General features: G+C 64.6%; 18 protein-coding genes and 1 pseudogene. 11 read left to right on the forward strand and 8 right to left on the reverse strand.

The window, feature by feature from the left end; translation table 11 throughout:
- Window positions 1-78 precede the first annotated feature (78 nt).
- The 3 genes from tpx to AC0J42_RS20345 form a co-directional block, all read right to left on the reverse strand.
- Window positions 79-579: a thiol peroxidase gene (gene tpx / locus AC0J42_RS20335; protein ID WP_473003401.1), complete on the reverse strand. Its 501-nt coding sequence runs from the start codon at window positions 577-579 to the stop codon at window positions 79-81.
- Window positions 580-745: 166 nt separating this feature from the next.
- Window positions 746-2,068: an OprD family outer membrane porin gene (locus tag AC0J42_RS20340; RefSeq protein WP_473003403.1), complete on the reverse strand. Its 1,323-nt coding sequence runs from the start codon at window positions 2,066-2,068 to the stop codon at window positions 746-748.
- 159 nt (window positions 2,069-2,227) lie between these two features.
- Entirely contained in the window at window positions 2,228-2,494 is a 267-nt protein-coding gene (locus AC0J42_RS20345; protein WP_416425468.1) for a DUF1652 domain-containing protein, read from the reverse strand.
- A gap of 259 nt (window positions 2,495-2,753) precedes the next feature.
- Between AC0J42_RS20345 and pmrG the strand changes: the two genes are divergently transcribed.
- Window positions 2,754-3,431, forward strand: a complete 678-nt coding sequence (pmrG, locus tag AC0J42_RS20350) for a lipopolysaccharide core heptose(II)-phosphate phosphatase PmrG (RefSeq protein WP_416425469.1) — start codon at window positions 2,754-2,756, stop codon at window positions 3,429-3,431.
- Here pmrG and AC0J42_RS20355 read toward each other — a convergent pair.
- Complete coding sequence (locus AC0J42_RS20355) at window positions 3,428-4,732, reverse strand: sensor histidine kinase (protein ID WP_473003405.1); 1,305 nt, start codon at window positions 4,730-4,732, stop codon at window positions 3,428-3,430. The genes pmrG and AC0J42_RS20355 overlap by 4 nt on opposite strands.
- A 435-nt stretch (window positions 4,733-5,167) precedes the next feature.
- On the opposite strand from AC0J42_RS20355, the gene arnB reads away from it, so the two are divergent.
- Genes arnB through AC0J42_RS20395 form a run of 8 tightly spaced genes read left to right on the forward strand, consistent with a single transcriptional unit; the run spans window position 5,168 to window position 13,968 of the window.
- Complete coding sequence (gene arnB, locus AC0J42_RS20360; protein ID WP_416425471.1) at window positions 5,168-6,316, forward strand: UDP-4-amino-4-deoxy-L-arabinose aminotransferase; 1,149 nt, start codon at window positions 5,168-5,170, stop codon at window positions 6,314-6,316.
- Window positions 6,313-7,335: an undecaprenyl-phosphate 4-deoxy-4-formamido-L-arabinose transferase gene (arnC, locus tag AC0J42_RS20365; protein WP_473003407.1), complete on the forward strand. Its 1,023-nt coding sequence runs from the start codon at window positions 6,313-6,315 to the stop codon at window positions 7,333-7,335. Before arnB ends, arnC begins: the two co-directional genes overlap by 4 nt.
- Window positions 7,332-9,323, forward strand: coding sequence for a bifunctional UDP-4-amino-4-deoxy-L-arabinose formyltransferase/UDP-glucuronic acid oxidase ArnA (gene arnA, locus AC0J42_RS20370; RefSeq protein ID WP_473003410.1), 1,992 nt, complete (start codon window positions 7,332-7,334; stop codon window positions 9,321-9,323). The genes arnC and arnA overlap by 4 nt, the downstream gene beginning before the upstream one ends.
- Window positions 9,323-10,207 (forward strand): 4-deoxy-4-formamido-L-arabinose-phosphoundecaprenol deformylase, encoded by an 885-nt coding sequence (gene arnD, locus AC0J42_RS20375; RefSeq protein WP_416425474.1) that lies wholly within the window; start codon window positions 9,323-9,325, stop codon window positions 10,205-10,207. Before arnA ends, arnD begins: the two co-directional genes overlap by 1 nt.
- A complete protein-coding gene (arnT, locus tag AC0J42_RS20380) occupies window positions 10,204-11,853 on the forward strand; it encodes a lipid IV(A) 4-amino-4-deoxy-L-arabinosyltransferase (protein WP_416425475.1) in 1,650 nt (549 codons plus the stop codon). Before arnD ends, arnT begins: the two co-directional genes overlap by 4 nt.
- Window positions 11,850-12,197: a 4-amino-4-deoxy-L-arabinose-phosphoundecaprenol flippase subunit ArnE gene (gene arnE, locus AC0J42_RS20385; RefSeq protein WP_473003411.1), complete on the forward strand. Its 348-nt coding sequence runs from the start codon at window positions 11,850-11,852 to the stop codon at window positions 12,195-12,197. The genes arnT and arnE overlap by 4 nt, the downstream gene beginning before the upstream one ends.
- Window positions 12,194-12,610 (forward strand): 4-amino-4-deoxy-L-arabinose-phosphoundecaprenol flippase subunit ArnF, encoded by a 417-nt coding sequence (gene arnF, locus AC0J42_RS20390; RefSeq protein WP_416425477.1) that lies wholly within the window; start codon window positions 12,194-12,196, stop codon window positions 12,608-12,610. The genes arnE and arnF overlap by 4 nt, the downstream gene beginning before the upstream one ends.
- A complete protein-coding gene (locus tag AC0J42_RS20395) occupies window positions 12,607-13,968 on the forward strand; it encodes a UDP-glucose dehydrogenase family protein (protein ID WP_416425478.1) in 1,362 nt (453 codons plus the stop codon). The genes arnF and AC0J42_RS20395 overlap by 4 nt, the downstream gene beginning before the upstream one ends.
- Window positions 13,969-14,252: 284 nt before the next feature.
- On the opposite strand, the gene AC0J42_RS20400 is transcribed toward AC0J42_RS20395, so the two are convergent.
- Window positions 14,253-15,671 carry an ArnT family glycosyltransferase gene (locus AC0J42_RS20400; protein ID WP_473003414.1) on the reverse strand — a complete coding sequence of 473 codons (1,419 nt, stop codon included), beginning with the start codon at window positions 15,669-15,671 and terminating at the stop codon, window positions 14,253-14,255.
- A 225-nt stretch (window positions 15,672-15,896) separates the two neighbouring features.
- On the opposite strand from AC0J42_RS20400, the gene AC0J42_RS20405 reads away from it, so the two are divergent.
- Window positions 15,897-17,426, forward strand: a complete 1,530-nt coding sequence (locus tag AC0J42_RS20405) for an ArnT family glycosyltransferase (RefSeq protein WP_473003417.1) — start codon at window positions 15,897-15,899, stop codon at window positions 17,424-17,426.
- Window positions 17,427-17,540: 114 nt separating this feature from the next.
- A complete protein-coding gene (locus AC0J42_RS20410; RefSeq protein ID WP_473003419.1) occupies window positions 17,541-18,686 on the forward strand; it encodes an integrase core domain-containing protein in 1,146 nt (381 codons plus the stop codon).
- A 114-nt stretch (window positions 18,687-18,800) separates the two neighbouring features.
- On the opposite strand, the gene AC0J42_RS20415 is transcribed toward AC0J42_RS20410, so the two are convergent.
- From AC0J42_RS20415 to AC0J42_RS20425, 3 genes and pseudogenes are all read right to left on the reverse strand, one after another.
- Entirely contained in the window at window positions 18,801-19,676 is an 876-nt protein-coding gene (locus AC0J42_RS20415) for a Kdo hydroxylase family protein (protein WP_416425481.1), read from the reverse strand.
- A 167-nt stretch (window positions 19,677-19,843) separates the two neighbouring features.
- Window positions 19,844-20,551 (reverse strand): response regulator transcription factor, encoded by a 708-nt coding sequence (locus tag AC0J42_RS20420; protein ID WP_416425482.1) that lies wholly within the window; start codon window positions 20,549-20,551, stop codon window positions 19,844-19,846.
- A 180-nt stretch (window positions 20,552-20,731) separates the two neighbouring features.
- A pseudogene (locus AC0J42_RS20425) lies at window positions 20,732-21,556 on the reverse strand (sensor histidine kinase); the annotation flags it as partial.
- Window positions 21,557-21,573: the final 17 nt, after the last annotated feature.

Consider the following 21,573-nt stretch of genomic DNA (forward strand, 5'->3'; position numbering starts at 1 on the left):
CACTGGAAATCTCCAGCGTACTGAGGGCCAGCGCAGCCTGGCGGCAGCGGCTACAGGCGAAGTGCCTGGTCCTGGGTGTTACTTCAATACTGCCAGGGCAGCATCGTAGTTCGGCTCTTCGGCGATTTCGCCGACCAGCTCGGTGTGCAGCACGTTGTCGTTCTCGTCCAGCACCACCACGGCACGGGCAGTCAGGCCAGCCAGCGGGCCGTCGGCCAGGGCAACGCCGTAGGCTTCCTTGAACTCGGCGCCACGCAGGGTCGACAGGTTCTGCACGTTTTCCAGGCCTTCGGCGCCGCAGAAGCGGGCCTGGGCGAATGGCAGGTCGGCGGAAATGCACAGCACCACGGTGTTGGCCAGTTCGCTGGCCTGGGCGTTGAACTTGCGTACCGAGGTAGCGCAGGTCGGGGTGTCAACGCTTGGGAAGATGTTCAGCACTTTGCGCTTGCCGGCAAAGCTTGCCAGGGTCACGTCGGCCAGGTTGCCGGCAACCAGCGAGAACGCAGGCGCCTTGGCGCCGACTTTCGGCAGTTCGCCCTTGACCTGGACCGGGTTGCCTTTGAGCGTCACTTGAGCCATGAACGGAATCCTTCTGCGATATGGAATAAAGACAGGGAGTTAACCATGAATCCCTGCAAACTAAAACTGTGGGAGCTGGCTTGCCAGCGAGCTTTTGGCAATACCTCAAAGCTCGCCGGCAAGCCGGCTCCCACAGTGCGTTTACCCCATCGTCACCGCGCAGCTGTTACCAGAGCGGCATCACGTAGCTGACGTAGAAGCGGTTCTCGTCCTGGTGGGTCTGGCCGGTCATCTCGGGGTTGGCCTGGGCGTTCTTCCAGGTCACGCCGAGGCCCTTCAGGGTACCGTCCGGCACCACGTAGCTCAGCGCCAGGTCGCGTTCCCATTCGCTGTCGCCACCGCTGGCCACCTTGACCTGGTCACCGTGGGCGTACAGGGCCGAGAAGCCCAGGCCCTTGAGGCCCAGCTGGCCGAAGTCATACTTGTACAGGGCCAGGAAGGTACGCTCGCCGGCGTGCTGGAACTTGTTCAGTTGCAGGTTGGTGAGCGCCGGGGTGTCCGCGCCGCTGCCAGGGCCCTGGCGGGCATCGCCGCTGTTGAGGCCCGAGTCCAGGTACGGGAAGTCGCTGTCGCCGGTGTTCTTCTGCGCGCCCAGGCCGAAGGTGTGACCCATCAGGCTGTAGCTTTCCATGATGCTGAAGGTCGACTGGTTGATGCGGCCCTTGGTGGTGGTGCCACCGTAGTAGCCGGCTGCGCCGTATTCGCTGTCGCCGTCGCCGTTGCCGCCGGTCCCCAGGCTGCGGTAGGCACGCAGGTCGGTGGCCAGGCTGCCCACTGGCAGTTGGTCGGTGTGCTTGAGGCCCAGGTAGAACTGTTGGTAGTAGTCGGCCAGGTTCGAGTACCAGCCGCTCAGGGTGGTGTCCTTGATGCCGGTGTAGTCGGCGCCACCGTAGCTGAAGCGGTTGCTGCCCTTGGCGCCGCCGCCGGTGATCATGTCCTGGTCGCCGGTTTCGTTGCGGATCTTGGTCTGGGTAATGTTACCCAAGGTGAAAACATAGTTATCCAGGTCCTTCGACACCAGTTGCGCGCCGGTGTTGGTCTGCTGATACAGACGACCGTCGGTGTTGGCCAGCATCGGGTTGTTCTGGGTCAGGGTGCCGACGCGCAGTTCATCCTTGAGGAAGCGCATCTTGAAGGTCGGACTCAGCACGCCGAAGTCGTTGGCCGACTTGCCGTCGTCCAGCGGGAACATGCTGCCCTGCTGGGAATTGGAGTCCAGCTTGACGCCGTAGAAGGCCGTCAGGTCTAGGCCGAAGCCGACGGTGCCTTCGGTGTAGCCGGACTTGAAGTTGAATTCGAAGCCCTGGCCCCAGTCGCGCACGCTGTTGGCCTTCTTGTTGCTGCCAACCACGTCGCTGCCCTGTTGGTTCAGGTAGCGGTTGAGCAGCGTCAGGTCTGCATGGCTGTCATCGATGAAGTCGGCGTGTGCACCCAGGGCGGCAGTGCCCAGCATGGCGCCTACCAGGGGACGGACTATCTTCTTGATCATCACGGGTCTCGTTGGAGTCAGTTAAAAAACTGACGCCATTACGGATCCGTTACATGACATTTCAGAGACAAGTTCCATGAAACTACATGAAACAAATTTTAGGTAACTGGCGGAACGCCAGTATTGGCCCGGCGCCGCTGGGCGGCGCCGGCAAGGCCCTCAGCTGGCAAGCGCGTGAGGGAAGGTGTGGCGATTGTGCTCAAGATCATGGCGCAGCTCGGCGATCAGGTCGGAAATAGCCCGACTGCTGCTGAGCCGATCGGTCGAAATACCGGTGACCATCAGTTGCACCTGGCCGGTGACGGGGTCAGTGACCTGGACCGTCAGCGACTGGTCCGGGGCCACCGTGCAGGTGCAGTGGGCCGGCAGAAAAGCACATTCGATGATATTGCGTAGTTCCAGCGAACAAAGTCCCAGTGTCATCATCTTTGGCATCCTCGCTCAGGCAGTTCGGGCGCGCAGACATGCGCTTGAAATATTGTGTATATACCCTGTCGCAGAGCCTTGCAACGAGTTGGCGACGAGAGTGCCAACCAGCATTTACCCCCCCGTAGCAGCGGCCCCAGGCCGCGTCCCGCGACCTACCGCCCCCCATCGCCGTACTAAAATTTTCACATTCCATTCACCAGCCCTTAACCTGGCCGCCCCTATAGTCCCGGCACTTTCGTAGCTCCATGGAGCCATCATGCCGGTAGCCTCTGTCGCCCTCCCCTTGCCGCCACGGCGTTTCGCCCTGCGTCGCCGCGTTGTCGTCATGGGCCTGCTGGCAGTAGTGGCGGCTTCGGCGCTAGGCGGTTGGGCGCTGCGCCCAAGCGGCCCGGCCGACCTGGGTGATGGCAAGACCCTGCGCCACTCGGGCCTGCAGGCCGCCTGGAAGGCCGGCAACGTAGCGGTGCTGGTGCGCCACGGCGAGCGCTGCGACCGTTCCGACGGTGCCTGCCTGGGCGACGCCGATGGCATCACCCTGGCCGGCAGCCGCGTGGCCAGCGAAGTGGGCAACAGCCTGCAGGCGCTGGGCATGGCCCAGGCGCAGGTGTTCACCAGCCCCCTGACCCGCACCCGCCAGACCGCCATGTTCATGTTCGGCCAGGCCGCCACGCCCCAGGACTGGCTGATCAACTGCCGGCAGACCATGCTCCAGGACGTGGTGGCGCACAAGCAGCCCGGCCACAACCTGGTGCTGGTCACCCACAGCGAGTGCATCAACGCCCTGGAGAAACAGGCCGGTATTCATGGCGGCAGCGGCCCGGGCTACGCCAGCGCGCTGTTCGTGAGCGTCGACCCGGTCACCGGCACCCCCCATGTGCTGGGCGCCCTGAACCCCAACCAGTGGCCGCGCACGCTGCACCGCCTGAAAGGCTAGACCGCCGCCAGGCGCACCTCGAAGCAGCAACCGTGGGGCTCGCGGCTGGTCAGGGTCACTGACCAGCCCTCGTTCACGCAGATTCGCTGCACCAGCGACAAGCCCAGCCCCAGGCCCTCGCCGCGCTGCTCGTCGCCGCGCACGAACGGCTGGAACATCTCCAGGCGCTTTTCCTCCGGAATGCCGATGCCGCTGTCCTCCACCTTGAAGCCGCCCGGCAACAGGGTCAGGCGGATGAAGCCGTGGTCGGTGTAGTGCCAGGCGTTGCGCAGCAGGTTGCCCATCACCGCACCCAGGAAGGTCTGGTTGAACACCCCTTCCCCCGCGTCTTCCGGCAGGTAGATCAGCTCCAGGCCCTTGTGCTCGATGGGCGTGCGCCAGGTCTCCACCAGCTCCTGCGCCACCTGCACCATGCCGGCGGCCGGGCCGCGGCCGCCCTCGGCGTTTTCCGCCCGGGCCAGCAGCAGGAAGGTGTCCACCAGCTGGCGCATGGCGGCGCTGGCGCGGGCAATGCGCGACACCTGCTCACGCGCACGGGGATCCAGGCCGGGGTTTTCCAGCAACAGCTCGCTGGAGCTGGCCAGCACCATCAACGGCGTGCGCAATTCGTGGCTGACGTCACCGGTGAACAGCTTCTCGCGCACCAGCGCCGAGCGAAGGCGCCCCAGGGTGTCGTCGAAGGAACGGGCCAGGGTGCCGACCTCGTCGGCGGCGTAGTCGGGCGCCAGGGGCGGCGCCAGGTCCAGCAGCTGGTCGCGGTGGCGCACCTGGCCGGCCAGGCGGATCACCGGCGCCATGACCTTGCGCGACAACAGCCAGCCCAGCAGGATCGAGCCCAGCAGGCTCAGCACGAAGCCGGTGATGACCACGCCGAACAGCAGCCGCTCGCGCTCCTCGAAACCTTGCTGGTCGCGCAGCAGGATGTACTTGCGGCCGTTGACCACCCGCACCATGGCGTACCAGCTGCGCTCCAGGCGCCTGACCTCGTGGAAGCCCGGTTCCAGGGCCTGCAGGTCCGGGGGCATGGCCAGGTCGCCCTGGCCGTCGTCGGCGAAGAACAGCTCGTCCTTTTCCGGGCGGTGGGTCCAGTCGTCGCGGTTTTCCATCATCAGCATGCGGTGCAGGTTGCCGCCCAGCCCCGTGGTGGTGAGCTTTTTCTCCACCACATGCACGGTTGCGACAATTCCCACGGCAAAAACGCCAGCCACCAACGTGGTCATCAGCGCGAAGACTACAATGATGCGTTGGGCCAGGCTTTGTCGGGAGTGCTTGGTGCGCCAGCGGGCGACGATCGAATTCATGGGCGGGGGCAGCTCAGCGTCATGCTAGGGGTCTGGAGGGCCAGGCAGTTTATCAGCCCTTGTACCGCAGCCCATGTCAAAGACTTGTGATGAACGGAAAAGCTGGCACCGGGACAGCATTTTCATCTGTCACTCACTCTTTTTTGACACATGAAAATGCACCTTTGACGTATTGAACCATCGGCAGTTTTTCACAGTGGCATTTTCTACGAGCATCTTCAGACATTTCCTACAGACACGTGGGCATTCGTCGACTTCAATGCCTGCCAGGCCTGACTACCCCGATTTTTGTATCAAACAGCAATTGATTCGTTCAGCAAGCGTTCGTTCAGCTTGCGGCGGTAATAATCTCCCTCTATAACGGATGGCCCTGCGACTAAAGTGGGGCATGTATGACGCACGAAGCGCATAAGCCTGTCAGATTCCGAGGATGCCATGAATCAGAGTTTTCTCCCCTTTTCCCGTCCCAGCATGGGTGACCAGGAGATCGCAGCAGTAGAGCAGGTATTGCGCAGCGGTTGGATCACCACCGGCCCCAAGGCCCAGGAGCTGGAGCAGGAATTCGCTCGCCGCGTGGGCTGCGCCCATGCCGTGGCCCTGTCGTCCGCCACCGGCGCCATGCACATCGCGTTGCTGGCCCTGGGCATCGGCCCGGGCGACGAAGTCATCACCCCGTCCCAGACCTGGGTGTCCACCGCCAACATGATCTGCCTGCTGGGTGCTACCCCGGTATTCGTCGACATCGACCGTGACACCCTGATGTGCAGCGTGGCCGACATCGAGGCCGCCATCACCCCGCGCACCAAGGCGATCATCCCCGTGCACTACGCCGGCGCCGCCTTCGACCTCGACCCGCTGTACGCCCTGGCCGAGCGCCACGGCATCCGCGTCATCGAGGACGCCGCCCACGCCGTGGGTACCCGCTACCGCGGCCGCGAGATCGGCGCCCAAGGCACCGCGATCTTCTCGTTCCACGCCATCAAGAACATGACCTGCGCCGAAGGCGGGATGTTCGTCAGCGATGACGAAGCCTTCGCCAACCGCGTGCGCATGCTCAAGTTCCACGGCCTGGGCGTGGACGCCTACGACCGCATGACCCACGGCCGCAAGCCACAGGCCATGGTCCAGGAGCCGGGCTTCAAGTACAACCTGGCCGACATCAACGCCGCCATTGCCCTGGTGCAACTGGAGCGCGTCGACGCCATCAATGCCAAGCGCGAGCAGCTGGCCCAGGCGTACCTCGAACGCCTCAAGCACCTGCCGGTGCTGCCACTGTCGCAACCGGCCTGGCCGCAACAGCACGCCTGGCACCTGTTCATCCTGCGCATCGACCCGGAACGTTGCGGCATTGATCGTGAAACCTTCATGAAAGGTCTTCAAGATCAAGGCATTGGCACCGGCATCCACTTCATTGCCACGCACTTGCACACCTGGTACCGCCAGAAGTTCCCGGACGTGCAGCTGCCCAACACTGAGTGGAACTCGGCCCGCCTGTGCTCCATCCCGCTGTTCCCCGACATGACCCTCGACGATGTCGAGCGCGTTGCCTGCGCCATTGAGAAAACCCTGGAACACCGCCCGTGAGACCTTATCCGATCAACACCGTGTCCATCGTGATACCGGTGTACAACGAAGAGCAGAGCCTGCCGGAGCTGCTGCGCCGCACCGAAGCTGCGTGTGCGCAACTGACGCAGAAATATGAAATCGTGCTGGTGGACGACGGCAGCCGCGACGCCTCGGCCGACATCCTCCAGGACGCCGCCGAACGCCCGGGCAGCCCGGTGGTGGCGGTGATCCTGAACCGCAACTACGGCCAGCACGCGGCGATCATGGCCGGTTTCGAGCAGTGCATCGGTGACCTGGTGATCACCCTCGACGCCGACCTGCAGAACCCGCCAGAAGAGATCCCCAACCTGGTCGCCCAGGCTTCGCTGGGCTACGACGTGGTCGGCACCGTGCGCAACAACCGCCAGGACTCGGCCCTGCGCCGCTGGCCGTCGAAGCTGATCAACCTGGCCGTGCAGCGCTCCACCGGCGTGGCCATGAGCGACTACGGCTGCATGCTGCGCGCCTACCGCCGCAGCGTGGTCGACGCGATGCTGGCCTGCCGCGAGCGCAGCACCTTCATCCCGATCCTGGCCAACAGCTTCGCCCGCCACACCACCGAGGTGCTGGTGCAGCACGCCGAGCGCGAGCACGGCGACTCCAAGTACAGCCCCATGCGCCTGATCAGCCTGATGTTCGACCTGGTCACCTGCATGACTACCACGCCGCTGCGCCTGCTCAGCGTGGTCGGCATCGGCATGGCCGCCCTGGGCGTGCTGTTCGCCGTCGCGCTGATCCTGCTGCGCATGATCTACGGCGCCGCCTGGTCGGGCCACGGCACCTTCGTGCTGTTCGCCGTGCTGTTCGTGTTCACCGGTGCGCAGTTCATCGGCATGGGCCTGTTGGGTGAATACCTGGGCCGCATGTACAGCGACGTCCGCGCCCGGCCGCGGTTCTTCATCGAAAAGGTGCTGCGCAGCAACGAACCGGCTGGCGGCAACACCGAACCTCACCCTGAAACCTCGATTTCCATTTCTTCCAGCAAGGCTGCCTCATGAACCAGAAAGCTGTTGTCTTCGCCTACCACGATATCGGCTGCGCCGGCATCAACGCCCTGCTTGAGGCAGGCTACGACATCGCCGCCGTATTCACCCACGCCGACGATCCCAAGGAAAACAACTTCTACGGCTCGGTGGCGCAACTGTGCGCACGCAAAGGCATCCCGGTGCACGCCCCGGAAGACGCCAACCACCCGATCTGGATCGAGCGCATCGCCAAGCTCGACGCCGACTTCATCTTCTCGTTCTACTACCGCAACCTGCTGAGCGAGGCCGTGCTGGCCTGCGCCAAGCAAGGTGCGTTCAACCTGCACGGCTCGCTGCTGCCACGCTACCGCGGCCGCGCACCGGCCAACTGGGTACTGGTCAAGGGCGAAACCGAGACCGGCGTTACCCTGCACCGCATGGTCAAGCGTGCCGACGCTGGCGCCATCATTGCCCAGCAACGCGTGGCCATCGAGCGTTCCGACACCGGCCTGAGCCTGCACGCCAAGCTGCGTGACGCCGCCACCGCGCTGCTGAACGAAACCCTGCCGCTGCTGGCCAAGGGCGAAGTCACCGAGACCGCCCAGGACGAGAGCCAGGCCACCACCTTCGGCCGCCGCACCCCTGCCGACGGCCTGCTGGACTGGAGCCGCCCGGCCGAAGAGCTGTTCAACCTGGTGCGCGCTGTCACCCAGCCATACCCGGGCGCGTTCTGCGCCGTGGGCGAGCACAAGCTGATTGTCTGGAGCGCCGAAGTGGTCGCCGGCAACCAGGGCTTCGAGCCAGGCCACGTGATCAGCGTCGAACCGCTGCGCATCGCCTGCGGCACCGACGCCCTGCAAATCACCGCCGGCCAGCGCAACAACGACGGCCTGTACCTGAGCGGCCCGCAACTGGCCCGTGAACTGGGCCTGGTGGAAGGCTCCAAGCTGATCGGCAAGGCCGCCGGCCGCCCTGTGCGCCGCACCCGCGTGCTGATCCTGGGCGTCAACGGTTTCATCGGCAACCACCTGTCCGAGCGCCTGCTGCGCGACGACCGCTATGAAATCTACGGCCTGGACATCGGTTCGGACGCCATCGAGCACCTGCGCGGCAACCCGCGCTTCCACTTCGTGGAAGGTGACATCAGCATCCACTCCGAGTGGATCGAATACCACATCAAGAAGTGCGACGTGGTGCTGCCGCTGGTCGCCATCGCCACCCCGATCGAATACACCCGCAACCCGCTGCGCGTATTCGAACTGGACTTCGAAGAAAACCTGAAAATCGTCCGTCACTGCGTGAAGTACAACAAGCGCGTGATCTTCCCGTCGACCTCGGAAGTCTATGGCATGTGCCAGGACAGCCACTTCGACGAGAACACCTCGAACCTGATCGTCGGCCCGATCAACAAGCAGCGCTGGATCTACTCGGTTTCCAAGCAACTGCTGGACCGCGTGATCTGGGCCTACGGCGACAAGGGCCTGAAGTTCACCCTGTTCCGTCCGTTCAACTGGATGGGTCCACGCCTGGACCGCCTGGATTCGGCCCGTATCGGCAGCTCGCGCGCCATTACCCAGCTGATCCTGCACCTGGTGGAAGGCACCCCGATCCGCCTGGTGGACGGTGGCGAGCAGAAGCGCACCTTCACCGACGTCGACGACGGCATCGAAGCCCTGGCACGCATCATCGAGAACCGCGATGGCAAGTGCGACGGCGAGATCATCAACATCGGCAACCCGACCAACGAAGCCAGCATCCGCCAGCTGGGCGAAGAGCTGCTGCGCCAGTTCGAAGCTCACCCGCTGCGTGGCAACTTCCCACCGTTCGCCGGCTTCCGTGAAATCGAGAGCAAGGCGTTCTACGGCAACGGCTACCAGGACGTGACCCACCGCACCCCGAGCATCGAGAACGCCCGCCGCCTGATCGACTGGACCCCGACCATCGAGCTGAGCGAAACCATCGGCAAGACCCTGGACTTCTTCCTGCGCGAAGCCATGGTTGAAATCGAGAGCAAGCGTTAATGCAGGCAGGTCTGCGCATCGACGTCGACACCTACCGAGGCACCCGTGAAGGGGTGCCGCGGTTGCTCGAACTGCTCGACGAAGCCCAGGTGAAAGCGACGTTCTTCTTCAGCGTCGGGCCGGACAACATGGGGCGCCACCTGTGGCGCCTGATCCGCCCGCAGTTCCTGTGGAAGATGTTGCGTTCCAATGCCGCAGGCCTGTACGGCTGGGATATCTTGCTGGCCGGCACCGCCTGGCCCGGGAAGCCGATCGGTCGCGACCTGGGGCACCTGATGCGCCAGGCCCGCGACGCCGGCCACGAGGTTGGCCTGCACGCCTGGGATCACCATGGCTGGCAGGCCAACACCGGTCGCTGGAGCGACGCGCAACTGCACGAGCAGATCCGCCGGGGCGTGGAAACCCTGAACGATATCCTCGGGCAGCGTATCGACTGCTCCGCTGCGGCCGGCTGGCGCGCCGACGAACGCGTGGTACAGGCCAAGGAAGACTTCGGTTTCCGCTACAACAGCGATTGCCGTGGCACCCACCTGTTCCAGCCACGCCTGGCCGATGGTTCGGCCGGTACCGTGCAAATCCCCGTGGACCTGCCCACCTTCGACGAGGTGGTGGGACCAACGGTGAGCGCCCAAGGCTTCAACGACTACATCCTGGAACGCTTCAAGCCTGGAGGCTTGAACAACTACACCATTCACGCCGAGGTTGAAGGGATTCTGATGGCTGACGATTTCCGCCGCTTGCTGGCAACGGCACGCGAGCGACAGATACAGTTCCAACCCCTGGGGCAACTGCTGCCCGCGGACACCACCGCCCTGCCGGTGGAACAACTGACCCGCGGCGCCCTGGAAGGACGCGAAGGCTGGCTTGGGGTTCAACGACCATGATCCAGCGCTGGACCCTGCCCGTCTTGCTGCTTGCATTCGGGCTCTTCTACCTGCTGCCACTGCCCTTCCACGGGCTGTGGATTCCCGATGAAACCCGCTACGCGCAAATGAGCCAGGAAATGCTGCTGACCGGCAAATGGGCCGCGCCGCATTTCATGGGCTTGCGTTACTTTGAAAAACCCGCCGCCGGCTATTGGCTGATCGCCATCGGCCAGTGGCTGTTCGGCCAGAACCTGTTCGGCGTGCGCGTGGCCTCGGCCCTGAGCCTGGGCCTGAGCGTGCTGCTGACTTACCTTGTGGCCAACCGCCTGTGGGCCGACAAGCGCCAGAGCGTGATCTGCGCGGTGCTGTACATGAGCTTCGGCCTGGTGGCCGGCCAGGCCGGCTACGCCAACCTCGACCCGCAATTCACCCTGTGGGTGAACCTGAGCCTGGTGGCCCTGTGGTTCGCCATCGACAGCCGCACCACCAGCGCGCGCCTGCTGCACTGGGGCCTGCTGGGCGTGGCCTGTGGCATGGGCTTCATGACCAAGGGTTTCCTGGCCTGGGTATTCCCGGTGCTGATCGCGGCGCCGTGGATGATCTGGCAGAAACGCTTCGGCGAGCTGGTGCGCTTCGGCCTGTTCGGCGTGCTGGTGGCAGTGCTGGTGTCGGCGCCGTGGGCGCTGATGGTCAACCAGCAGGAGTCTGACTTCTGGTCGTTCTTCTTCTGGCACGAGCACATCCGTCGCTTCGCCGGCGACGACGCCCAGCACGCCCAGCCAATCTGGTTCTACCTGCCGCTGCTGGCCGCCTCGAGCCTGCCCTGGGCGCTGCTGTTGCCGGCTACCGTGCGCCAGGCCTGGGCCACCCGCCGAGACCCGAAGGTGCTGTTCGTGCTGTTGTGGCTGCTGCTGCCCCTGGCCTTCCTGAGCCTGAGCCGCGGCAAGCTGCCGACCTACATCCTGCCGTGCATGCTGCCCCTGGCGCTGCTGTTGGGCCACCTGCTGAACCAGGCGCTGGCCCAGGGCAAGACCCTGATGTTGCGCAGCAACGCCGTGCTCAACCTGGCCATGGGCGTCATCGGCCTGGCCGCCATCGCCTGGCTGCAGCACAAAAAGCCGGTGTACGTGGACGAGCCCCAGCACCTAGCGCTGATCGTCGTGGCCCTGGGCGGCGTGGTGCTCGCCAACGTACTGGCGCTGCTCAAGCCATTGCGCTGCTGGGCTGCCCCGGCCGTGGGCATGGGCGTGCTGATTGCCCTGCTGCCCGCCGCGTTGCCGGACTCCATCGTCAACAACAAGACCCCGGACGCGTTCATCGCCGAACACAGCGACGAGCTGCGCCAGACCCACACGCTGCTGGCCAACGACCTGGGCGCTGCCTCGGCCCTGGCCTGGCACACCGCGCAACCCACCGTGTACCTGTACAACACCGTGGGCGAGACCAAGTATGGCCTCAGCTACGCCGACTCCAGCGCCCGCGAGGTGCAGCTGGAACAGGTGCAGGCGTGGATGACCGAGGCCCGTCGCCAGGGTTCGGTGGGCGTGGTGATGCGGGTCAAGAGTGATGACGAGCTGCATGAGGTCGACCTGCTGCCCAAGGACGGCAAGCGCTTCGTGCAAGGCAGCCTGATGATCTTCATTTTCGACCAGACGCCGCCATGATCTTCCTTCTGTTGCTGGCGGCCTGCACCCTCACCTGCCTGGGCCAGATCGCGCAAAAACTGGCGGTCGAGTCCTGGCGCGACGCCCCGGCCGGCGGCGCCCTGGCCAAGTTGGCCACGCCGTGGCTGTGGCTGGCGCTGCTGTGCCTGGGCCTGGGCCTGCTGCTGTGGCTGCTGGTGCTACAACACCTGGAGGTAGGCATTGCCTACCCCATGCTCAGCCTCAATTTCGTGCTGATCACCCTGGTGGCGCGCTTTGTCTTCCGCGAACACGTGGACGTGCGCCACTGGCTGGGCGTGGGCGTGGTCATGGCCGGCGTGCTGCTGTTGGGGTGGCAGGCATGAGCCGCGCCCAGGGCTTTGCCCTGGCGGGCGGCAGCGTGCTGCTGGTCAGCGGTGCGCAACTGGGCATGCGCTGGAGCATGACCCGGCTGCCGGTGCCGGCGCAGTGGCTCGACACCCTGCTCAACGGCCCGGTGCCGTGGCTGGCGCTGGGCGTGGTGATGGCGGCGATCTTCGCCTACGCCCTGTCCATGCTGTGCTGGCTCGGCGCGCTGCAGCACCTGCCCCTGGGGCGCGCCTATTCGCTGCTGAGCATCAGCTACGCCCTGGTCTACCTGCTGGCAGCCTGCCTGCCGGCGTTCAATGAACATTTTTCGCTGTTGAAAAGCCTCGGGGTGACGCTGGTCGTGCTCGGGGTGCTGATCATCAACTCGCGACGTACACACGGCAACAAGTCCATAGGATCTGCGCAATGAAAATCAGTGTTATCGGTAGTGGTTACGTAGGTCTGGTGCAAGCCACCGTGCTGGCCGAAGTGGGTCATGACGTGATCTGCATGGACATCGACCAACACAAGGTCGACCAACTGTCCAAGGGCCACGTGACCATTTTCGAGCCGGGCCTGTCGGCGCTGGTGCGGGAAAACCTGGACAACGGTCGCCTGCACTTCACCAGCGACGAAAAGCTGGCCATCGAGCACGGCGAAGTGCTGTTCATCGCCGTCGGCACGCCCTCGGGCGATGACGGCTCGGCCGACCTCAAGTACGTGTTCTCGGTGGGCGACGCCATTGCCCGCCACCGCGTGGAGCCGCTGATCGTCGCGGAGAAATCCACCGTGCCCGTGGGCACCGGCGACGCCCTGCAGAAGCACATCAACGACGCCCTGGCGAAAGCCGGCCGCACCCTGCAGTTCGATATCGTCTCCAACCCCGAATTCCTCAAGGAAGGCTCGGCGGTGCGTGACTGCCGCCGCCCGGACCGTATCGTCATCGGCTGCGAGCGCGAGGAAGTGCGCGACGTGATGCGCGACCTGTATGCGCCGTTCAACCGCAACCACGACCGCATCCTGTTCATGGACCTGCGCAGCGCCGAGCTGACCAAATACGCCGCCAACTGCATGCTGGCCACCAAGATCAGCTTCATCAACCAGATCGCCGAGCTGGCCGAGCACCTGGGTGCCGACATCGAGGCCATCCGCCTGGGCATGGGCGCCGACCCGCGCATCGGCTACGACTTCATCTACGCAGGCTGTGGCTACGGCGGCTCGTGCTTCCCCAAGGACATGCGCGCGCTGATCCACACCGCCGAGGCCGCCAACTGCTCCAACGACCTGCTGCAGGCCGTGGAAGCCATCAACGAGCGCCAGAAACACAAGCTGTTCGAGCGGGTGAAAGCCTACTTCAAGGGTGACCTGAAAGGCCGCACCTTCGCGGTCTGGGGCCTGGCGTTCAAGCCCAACACCGACGACATGCGCGACGCCCCGAGCCGCGAGCTGATGGAAGCCCTGTGGGCCGCCGGCGCCCAGGTGCGTGCGTTCGACCCCGAGGCCATGCAGCAGACCCAACTGCTGTACGGCGAGCAGCCGAACCTGATGCTGATGGGCACCCCGGAAGCCACCCTGAACGGTGCCGACGCGCTGATCATCTGCACCGAATGGCAACAGTTCAAGGCCCCGGACTTCGACCTGATCCAGAAGCGCCTGGCGCAGCCGGTGATCTTCGACGGCCGCAACCTGTACGACGTGGACCGCCTGGCGCAGAAAGGCATCACCTACTTCCCGATTGGCCGCGGCGAATCCTGCAGCCTGCCGATCCCGCACCAGAAGTGGGTGTAACCCCCTAGGACGCCGCCTTCGGCAGCTGCTACGCGAATGCGGATACCCCATGGACAGCGTCGCCTGCATCGCGGCCAAGGCCGGCTCCTACCACGAATAGGGTAGGAGCCGACTTTAGTCGCGATGCAGACGACGCCGTTTCACGACAGTTGCTGCTACATTCTGTGGGAGCTGGCTTGCCAGCGAGCTGTTGGGGCCATAAAAGCTCGCTGGCAAGCCAGCTCCCACAAGACAGTTGCTGCTACGTGCAATCTGCGTAGCAGCGGCCAAAGGCCGCGTCTTTGCTACAAGGCGGGCTGGCCCAGGAAGTAATAGGCCCGGTCCCCCACCACCACCTTGCGCAACACCTCCACCCCCGCCTCCGGCGCTGTCTCGCGCTCCATGACCGCCACGTTGCCCGGCGCCTGCGCCAGGAACTGGGTCATCGCCTGCTCGCTGGCCAGCGCCGGCAACAGGCTGCGGCTGTAGAACACCCCTGCCCCTGCCAACCGCTCGCTGGGCGTGGCCAACGCCACGTGGCGGCCTTGCGCCTGGTAGTCGCGGATCTGCTCGGCCAGGGGCACGAAGGACTCGGCACGGTCAGCGCGCGGCAACACCCAGATCGCCACGCCCAGGTAGGCCACCACCACCAGCCCCATCACGCCTGCGGCCGCACGCTGCCAATGAGCGGCCGGGCGCCAGGCCAGCAGCACCCGCGCATATTCCGCGGCGATCACCGCGGCAGCCGGCGCCAGGGGCATCAGGTAGACCATGCGCTTGCTCGAGGCAAGGGTCAGCAGCGCGAACTGCGCCAGCAGCCACAGGCTGCAGAACATCAGGTGCGGCTGCACGCGCCATTGTTTGCGCAAATGCCACAGGCCCAGGTACACCAGCAGGTTCCACGGCAGGAAGGCTTCAGGCAACTTGCCCAGGTAGTAATAGAAGGGTTCGAAGTGCCCGGCCTCGCTGAACGAGCCACTGAAGCGCCCGACGCTGTTGGCCCACAGCAGCTCCTTGAGTGCCTGGCCGCCGCCCTGCTGGTAGAGGAAGCCCAGCCACACCAGCAACGGCAGCAGGCCCACCAGGGTCAGCGCCGCCGGCCATAGCCAGCGCCCCAGCGCCAGGCGCCGTTGCTGCACGGTCTCGGCCAGCAGCCAGGCGAAGATCACCACGCCCGGCAAGGCCAGGCCCAGCACGCCCTTGCTCAGGGTGGCAATGGCAATGCCGGCGCTGAACAGCAGCGCGCTGGCCAGGCTGCGCCGCTGGCTGGCCTGGTAGAACGCCAGCAGCGCCAGGCTCACGCCCAGGGTCAGCAGCGAGTCTTCGCCCACCTGGCGCACGTTGCCCCAGAAGCTGGCGGTGGTGGCGAGCATCAGCCCGGCGGTGACAGCAACTGCCACCGGCCGGCCATTACGCCGCAGGAACCCGTACAGCAGCAGCACGCTGCATAAGCCGGCCAGCGCCGACGCCAGGCGCACCGACCAGGCGCTGGGGCCGAACAGGCTCATGGCGGCGCTGTCGAGCCACAGGCTCAGGGGCGGCTTTTCCAGGAACGGCTCGCCGTTGAGGCGCGGCGTCACCCAGTCGCCCTGCAGGTGCATCTCCATGGCGATGCCGCCCACGCGCGGCTCGGTGGAACCTTGCAACTGATGGTTGCCCAGGGCAACGAAAAACAGCAGGCCGGTGATCAACAGCAACAGCAGGAAGGGGCGTTTCGACGTCATGTACGGGTCATCCAGCGGTGAGCGGGGGTATCGGGGCAGTGTGCGGGGCCACGGGTCAAAAGCAGGTGAAAGCAGGGCCTGTGACGCAGGATTTCATGTCGATGATGACCGTAGTGCCATCAACGGTTTTTTCTCATTGTGGTCACGCAAACGCAACGGTTGGTGCACTAGGTTTGACCCGCCCGGTGGATGGACCTCCGGGCCTTCGATCCTATGTGGCTGAACATGACTGACACCCTGTACCGATACTTCCGCTCCGAGCGCGGCGCCCTGGTGCTGCTGCTCGGCGTTGCTGCCATCGCCCTGTTGCTGGGCCTGGGCCAGCGCGAGCTGTGGGGGGCCGAGACGCGCTGGGCTAACATCGCCCTGCAGATGCTGCAGAGCGGCGACTACTTCGACCCCTACCTCAAGGGCGGCGCCTATTACGACAAGCCCCTGCCCTCCTACTGGCTGATCACCGCCACCGCCGGCCTGATGGGCGGCCTGGATCACTGGTCGCTGCGCCTGCCGTCGGTGCTTGCCGCGTGGCTGAGCGTCTGGCTGGTGTACCTGCTGGGCGAACAGCTGTTTCGCAAGGGCACCGGGCTGATCGCCGGCTGGCTGCTGACGACCACGTTCTACTTCCTGGTCTGGTCGCGGGTGGCCACCGCCGACGTGCTCACCGTGTTCGGCGTACTCGCGGCGGTCTGGTGGTACTGGCGCGACCCGCTGGACACGCGCTTTTCACGCTACGCGGCGTTCTTCCTGATACTGGCGCTGACCTCGCTGCTCAAGGGCCTGATCGGCTTTATCCTGCCAGGCCTGATGCTGCTGCCACACCTGCTGGCCGAGGGGCGCTGGAAGCGCCACCTGAACCTGCGGCTGCTGGCAGCGCTGGTGGTGGCCGGCGCGGTGTACATGATCCCCTTCGTGCTGTCGCACTTCTACGGCCAGCCAACCTACGGCGAGAGCGGCCTGGGCCTGGTGGTGCGCGAGAACGTGGTGCGCTTCTTCAAGCCGTTCGACAACTTCGGCCCGATCTACACCTACCTGCTCTACCTGCCGGTGTACACCCTGCCCTGGGCGCCCTGCTGGCTCATCGGCCTGTGGCTGGCCGTGCGGCACTGGCGCAGCACGGACGCCAACACCCGTTGGCTGGTGCTGGGGCTGGGGCTGATGTTCGCGTTCTTCACCGCCTGCGGCAGCCGGCGCAGCTATTACGTGCTGCCGCTGGTGCCGTTCGCCCAGCTGCTGGGCGCCGCCTGGCTGCGCGGCTACCTGGCCAACCGCCCGGCCAGCGCACGCCGTTGGCAGCGTGGCATCGGCATCGCCGCGGCGCTGATGATCCTGGTGATTGGCGTGGCCTACCCCTGGACCAATGGCAACGGCGGCATCATCCGCTTCGGCCAGGACGTGGAGGCCCGTGCCAGCGAGCAGGCGCCGTGGAACCAGTGGCACCTGGTGATGGTGGAGGTCGACAACAAGCTGCCGCTGTACGTGCAGAACCACGCCGGGCCGTTTACCTACATCGGTGAGGACGAGGACTACCCGCGCGACGGCACCAGCGCCGACTTCATGGCCTGGCTGGCGCACCGCACCGGCACCGCGTGGAACCCGGCACGCACCATTGTCTTCGCCCAGTACCCGACCCTCAAGGACCTGCCGCTGCGCTACCTGGCCGAGGACCACGACCTGGTGCTGACCCAGCCGGACAACGGCGCCCGCCTGTTCCATGCCCATGACAACCAGAGCGTGGCGTTCATTCCAAAACCGTGAGAGGGGGGCCTTTGTGGGAGCTGGCTTGCCAGGGTGTGAACCGGATACATCCTTTACGTTTTAAACCGGAGACATCGTTTACAGGTTATTAACCATGGTCAGGAGGTCCTGACCATGCCCTGGAATCGAGAATCCGTGATGGATCAAAAAATCACTCTGGTTGCCGAATGGCATTCCGGCCTTTACTCAAAAACCCAGCTTGCCGCTCGCCATGGCTTGTCACGGCCGACATTGGACAAGTGGCTTGCTCGTTACGCCGAGCAGGGTGTCGACGGCCTCAAGGAGGCTTCTCGGCGCCCCTCTTCCTGTCCCGCGCAGACCAGCGACCACCTCCTTCAACTTCTTCTTGAACAGAAGCGCCAGCATCCAACGTGGGGCCCTAAAAAGCTGGTTGCCCTGCTTCAGCGTGAGCATCCTGAAATGACGGTGCCGGCGCCTAGTACAGCTGGGGAGTGGCTGAGGAAATTTGGCTTGGTGAAGGCCAGGCGGCAGTTCAACAGGCCTTCCACAGGCCCCAAGACCATGCGGCCAGCAGACGAGCCGAATCAGACCTGGGCAGCGGACTTCAAGGGCAGCTTCAAGCTCAAAGGCGGGCAGCGCTGCCATCCCCTGACGATCACTGACCATGCCAGCCGCTTTTTGCTGTTATGCAAGGCCCAGCCTGACGTCAGCAATGCACGTGAAGGCTTTGAGTGGGCGTTTCACGAATTCGGCTTGCCTGATGTTATTCGCACCGACAATGGGTCGCCGTTTGCCTCGACAGGCTTTTCTCGCCTTTCGTCGCTGTCAGTCTGGTGGATTCGTCTTGGTATTTTTCCAGAGCTCATACAGCTTGGAAGGCCTGATCAAAATGGGCGCCATGAGCGTATGCACCGTACCCTGAAAGATGACCTTTTGTGCGCTCCTGAAACCACATTGATCCAGCAGCAACTGGCCTTTGAGCGTTTCCGGGAAGAGTTCAACTACGTCAGGCCGCACGAAGCACTGGACATGATGACTCCTGCCCGAATCTACACACCCTCGGTTAGGCAATACCATGGCAAGGTTCCTGCGTTCGACTACTCGTCGGAGGATGTCGTCAGACGGGTGCGATTGAACGGGCACATAAAATGGAAGGGGAAATCGCTATTCCTGAGCGAGGCCTTGATCGGGGAAGCGGTTGGGATGCGGGAAGTTGATGATGAGGTGTGGGATCTGTATCTGTGCAATCATCGTTTAGGCAGGCTTGAGCGCGGTGCAAAGCGCTTCTCAAGCCTGTAAAGATGTAAACGATGTCTCCGGTTTATTTTGTAAAGGATGTCCCGCTCGCACCCAGCGAGCTTTTAGGGCCTCAACAGCTCGCTGGCAAGCCAGCTCCCACAGACCTCAGTGGGCTTACGCCAGTTTGCGCGCCATCAGCCGTTCGAGCACGCGCAGCGGCGCGCGCTCGACCGATTGCATGGCGTCCACCGGCAACAGGAAGGTCTGCTCCAGGGCGCAGGCGCCACGGGTGGCGGCGTGGGAGACCTGGTCGGTGAAGACCATCCAGGTGGTGCCCGCCGGGAAGTCCCAGACGCTTTGCGGGGCGCTCTGCTGGTAGGAAAGGTCCGCCTTCATGCGGTCGTGCAGGTGCAGCATGTAGTGGTCGTAGGCGCTGCGCGGCGCCTTGGTGATGCCCAGGGCGTTGAGCACCGCGGCCGAACCCCACACCGGCTTGGGCAGCGCCTTGGCGTAGCGGTCGGCCAGTTGCTCGAACGGCTCGCCCAGGCGCCAGCAGCGCGGCTCGCCCGCCGGGTTGATGTTGGCGAACACCCGCAGGATACGGTTGCCACGGGTGGGCGAGGACGGAAAATTGTCCACGTGCAGGCGCGTGTCGTCCTTGCGCCAGGAGCTCTGGCGCCCGGCGATCTCTTCGGGACGGAAGCTGGTGCGGGCACGCTGCAGGGCGCCGGCGTAGGGCTTGAGCAGGGTACGGGCGAGGTTTTCGGCGTAATCGGCGTAGCGCCCGACCATGGCCTGCATCTGCCGGGCCCGGGCTTCGTCGCCTTCCACGCCCTTGAGCGCGTCGCCCTTGGGCGACAGGCTGATGTTCTTGCTCTTGCCGTCCACCCGTGGGGTCAGCAGGTCGCGTTCATGTTCACCGACTTCAAAGCGCAGGCCCGGGAAAGCCAGGACGTTGCCGGCCTCCAGGGCTGCGATACCGCGGGCTTGAACCTCTGCGTCAATATCGGTGTTCCAGGCAGTAAGGGGCAAGCTGACAACTTCAGTCATATGGTTCGCCTACGTAGATCCATGTACAGCACATGCGTGTGTGCCCGCTTCCTGCGGTAAGCGAGCATTGGTGGAATATTTACAAAATATTTCCAGTTATAGCTCAGCCGACAACTTACAACGTGAAAATTTCGGTGAAACGTGCGCGCCGGGGCAATCTGTCGCGCTCAAGCGTCGGCGTCATCCTCGGCAATCGGTTCCACCCCTTTATAAACCATCTGGTAGCCGATGCCATGAATGGTGTGCACCAGCGGCACGCCGAACGGCTTGTCGACCATGCGCCGCAACAGGTGCAGGTTGCTGCGCAGGCTGTCGCTGTTGGGGGTGTATTCGCCCCACACGGTTTCTTCCAGCTCCCGTCGGGTGACCACCGCCGGGCTGCGGCGCATCAGCAGTTCGAGCATCTTCAGGTTAGTCGGGTTGAGGCGCAGCGCCACCCCGCCCCGGCTGATGTCCAGGGTGTCGAGGTCGTAGGACAGGTCGTGGACCTTGAGGGTGCGCGAGCTCTTGCGCTTGAACCGCCACACCAGGGCCTCGATGCGCGCCATCAGCTCCGACAGCGCGAACGGCTTGATCAGGTAATCGTCGGCGCCAGCCTTGAAGCCGTCCAGGCGGTCGGACAGGGCGTCGCGCGCGGTCAGCATGATCACCGGGGTGTCGGCCCGCGAGCTTTCGCGCAGCCGCTGGCACACCTGGGTGCCGGTCATGCCCGGCAGCATCACGTCGAGGATCACCATGTCGAACGAACGGGTGGCCGCCAGGTGCAGGCCGCTCAGGCCGTCCTCGGCGCGGGTTACCTCGCAGCCGCGCAGCTGCAGGTACTCGGTCACGTTATCGAGGATATCGCGATTGTCCTCAACCACCAGAATTTGCATACATCCCCCAGCTTCTTTTTGTACTTTCCATGCGCGCCGCGGCTGCCAATGTGTGCAAAAACAGGCGCGGCGCAGAATCCAGGAAGGCGTATAGCATCACGACCGTCAAAATCGCGTTACATTGTCGTCCACGGAATATCACGACCGCGCCAAGGCTCAAAGCGATTTCATCCCGGTGCCTTCGGCGCGTGCCCGCGCCAGCAGGCTTTCCACCAGCTCGCGCATCTCGCGGCTGGAACGGGCGATGCTGGCGACCTGCTCGCGCTGCTCGGCGCTCAGGCGCGGGTTTTCCAGCAGCAGCTCGCTGGAGGTGGCCAGCACCATCAGCGGCGTGCGCAGCTCGTGGCTGACGTCGCCGGTGAACAGTTTTTCGCGCATCAGCGCCACGCGCAGGCGGCCCAGGGTCAGGTCGAAGGAACGCGCCAGCTCGCCCACCTCGTCCAGGGCATAGCCCGGCGCCAGCGGCGGTGCCAGGTCCAGCAGCTGGTCACGGTGGCGCACCTGGCGGGCCAGGCGCGTCACCGGCACCATCACCCGGCGCGCCAGCGCGCGGCCCAGCAACAGCGCCGCGGCCAGGCTGAGCACGAAGCCGATGATGACCACCGCGAACAGCACCTGCTCGCGCTGGTCGAAGCCCTGCTGGTCACGCAGCAGCACGTACTTGCGGCCGTTCACCTCCTGCACCATCACGTACCAGGCCCTGCCCTCGCGCACCAGCTCGCTGAACCCTGGCCGCAGGCCTTGCAGGTCGGCCGGCAGGGCCAGCTCGCCATGGCCCTCCTGGGCGTAGAAGCGCTCGTCGCGCTCGGGCTTGGGCCGCCAGGCGGCCATGTCGTCCATCAGCAGGATGCGCTGCAGGGTGCCGCCCAGGCTGGTGGTGACCAGGCGCTTCTCGACCACGTGCACGGTGGCGACGATGCCGATGGCGAACGCGCCGGCCACCACCGTGGTCATGATGGCGAAAACGATGACAATCCGTTGGGTGAGGCTGTGTCGAAATTCCATGTTCTTCTGCCCTGTGT

It is taken from the genome of Pseudomonas sp. Tav-5-1A, from assembly GCF_055755055.1.